Source organism: Tissierellales bacterium, from assembly GCA_035301805.1.
Taxonomy (GTDB): domain Bacteria; phylum Bacillota; class Clostridia; order Tissierellales; family DATGTQ01; genus DATGTQ01.
This window is the reverse complement of the sequence record DATGTQ010000259.1, coordinates 1-2,362: the sequence shown is the minus strand read 5'-3', so window position 1 is coordinate 2,362 and position 2,362 is coordinate 1. Positions and strand designations below refer to the sequence as shown.

General features: G+C 29.0%; 4 protein-coding genes. All 4 read right to left on the bottom strand.

Annotated elements, in window-relative coordinates; genetic code table 11:
- Positions 1 to 257: 257 nt before the first annotated feature.
- Positions 258 to 710, bottom strand: coding sequence for a transcriptional regulator NrdR (gene nrdR, locus VK071_12730; GenBank protein ID HLR36177.1), 453 nt, complete (start codon positions 708 to 710; stop codon positions 258 to 260).
- A 59-nt stretch (positions 711 to 769) separates the two neighbouring features.
- Entirely contained in the window at positions 770 to 1,012 is a 243-nt protein-coding gene (locus VK071_12725; protein HLR36176.1) for a YlmC/YmxH family sporulation protein, read from the bottom strand.
- 81 nt (positions 1,013 to 1,093) lie between these two features.
- On the bottom strand, positions 1,094 to 1,867 hold the full coding sequence (gene sigG / locus VK071_12720) for an RNA polymerase sporulation sigma factor SigG (protein ID HLR36175.1): 774 nt from the start codon (positions 1,865 to 1,867) through the stop codon (positions 1,094 to 1,096).
- Between the two features lie 120 nt (positions 1,868 to 1,987).
- On the bottom strand, positions 1,988 to 2,362 hold a 375-nt coding region (locus tag VK071_12715; protein HLR36174.1), incomplete at its 5' end, for a sigma-70 family RNA polymerase sigma factor.

Here is a 2,362-nt window from a genome sequence, read left to right as displayed (position 1 = left end):
TCATTGATGTTATTCTATCTGCTTTGATTGATCTATTTAAAAACTTATCTTTACCTAGCAAATGTTTTTGTCCTACAAACTCTTCTATAGTTCTAGGCCTCATTTTATCTGCTAAGGGTGCATTTTTCGATAAATTATCTTCCATTGACATAGTAAATAAGTCCATTTTATCACCTAATCTTTATAGCTATATAATAACTAATATTCAAAAAGCAAAATTATTTGTGTTAAAAACAAATACTTTTGCTTCATATAGGCTATTCATCTAATATTCTTCTTATTTCTTCCATAAAAGAATTTACATCTTTAAACTGTCTATATACTGATGCAAATCTAACATAAGCCACTTCATCAATATCTTTTAATTGCCCCATTACCAGTTCACCTATGGCCTCGGAAGTTATTTCTCTTTCCAGAGAATTAGATAACTCCTTTTCTATGGAGTCTACCATACTTTCCATTGTATTCATAGAAACTGGCCTTTTCTCACAGGATTTAATAATCCCATTTAACAATTTATTTCTATCATAAGGTTCCCTATTTCCATCTTTTTTGACTACAATGATTGGTATCTCTTCAATCTTTTCATAAGTAGTAAATCTTTTTTCACATCCCATACATTCCCTACGTCTTCTTGTGGCTTGTCCTTCATCTGTAGGACGGGAATCCACTACTTTAGATTCCATAAAATTACAAAACGGGCATTTCATACTTTCACCTCTTTATATCATATTTTAATTATAATATAAAGAAGATCAATTGTCTAATTTTATATTTCCTCTGAAATATCTATTAAAATTGTATCTGCGCCTATTTTAATTATATCTTCCCAGTAAATTATAATATCATTTGGTTTAGAAAATATACCTAATCCTTTAGTATTACTGGGAAGAACAAATGATGTTATTTTACCCTTCTCCATATCAATTTCAAAATCATACACATATCCTAGTCTTTCACCTGTAGCAATATTAATAACTTCTTTAGTTTTTATATCAGAAATCCCTAACATTCTTCCACCTCTTTATTTTTTCCTTATATTAATTATATTTTAAAAAATAATTAATATTACAATAAATTAGTGGATTAGGAATTATACATGCTTTCTCATTTGTCTTAAGGCATTTTTTTCTAGCCTCGAAACTTGAGCTTGAGAAATCCCAATTTCATCAGCTACCTCCATTTGAGTTTTCCCTTCAAAAAACCTTAAATTTAATATATCTCTTTCTCTTGTATTTAGTTTCTTCAATGCTTCATCTAAAGAAATTCCTTTTATCCATACACCATCTTCTTCTTTGTCATCTTTCACCTGATCTAGCACAAATATAGCATCTCCACTATCATGGAATATGGGTTCAAAAAGCGAAATAGGCTCTTGGATAGCTTCAAGAGCAAAAACTACTTCTTCCTTTGGTAAATCTAATTCTTTTGCTATTTCAGTTATTGTTGGCTCCTTAGAATTTTTATATATTAATTGGTCTCTTGCTTGTAATGCCTTATATGCAATATCCCTTAAAGACCTACTTACTCTTATAGGATTATTATCTCTTAAATATCTCCTAATCTCTCCAATAATCATAGGGACTGCATAAGTAGAAAACCTTACATTATGACTCAAATCAAAATTATCAATTGCTTTTATTAGTCCTATGCATCCTACTTGAAACAAATCATCTACTGGCTCGCCTCTTCTATTAAATCTTTGTATAATACTTAAAACAAGTCTTAAATTCCCTTGTATAAATTCTTCTCTCGCTTCAGTGTCGCCATCTTTTATCTTAATAAATAATGCTTTCATTTCTTTATTTGTTAAAACTGGTAGTTTTGCAGTATTAACACCACATATCTCAACTTTTGATGTATGCATTTACTTTCATCCTTTCACGATGATTTGCCCCTTTCAAATTAAATTATTTCCTTTAGAATAGTTTTTATTCATTTTAATTGAAGCATATAAAAAAATTATCGATATTCTATCGATAATTTTTTATATTAGTCGGCTCATTTCTTTTTGGAGCCTCTTTATTATTCTTTTTTCTAATCTTGATATATAGGATTGAGAGATTCCTAGTAAATCTGCCACTTCTTTTTGTGTTTGTTCCACCCCATTTATTAATCCAAATCTCAATTCTACAATTGTTTTCTCCCTATAGGATAGTTTCTGAATCGCCTGATTTAACAATTCCCTATCTACTTCGTCTTCTATATATTTATAGATAATATCTCCTTCTGTACCTAATATATCAGATAATAAGAGTTCATTTCCATCCCAATCAATATTTAATGGTTCATCAAAAGAAATTTCATTTTTTATTTTATTTGTTTTCCTTAGATACATGAGAATTTCATTTTCTATACACTT

Bases quoted from the DNA above. Each gene is read 5' to 3' on its own strand.
- sigG (HLR36175.1), bottom strand. From the start codon at position 1,867: ATGCATACATCAAAAGTTGAGATATGTGGTGTTAATACTGCAAAACTA.
- nrdR (HLR36177.1), bottom strand. From the start codon at position 710: ATGAAATGCCCGTTTTGTAATTTTATGGAATCTAAAGTAGTGGATTCC.
- VK071_12725 (HLR36176.1), bottom strand. From the start codon at position 1,012: ATGTTAGGGATTTCTGATATAAAAACTAAAGAAGTTATTAATATTGCT.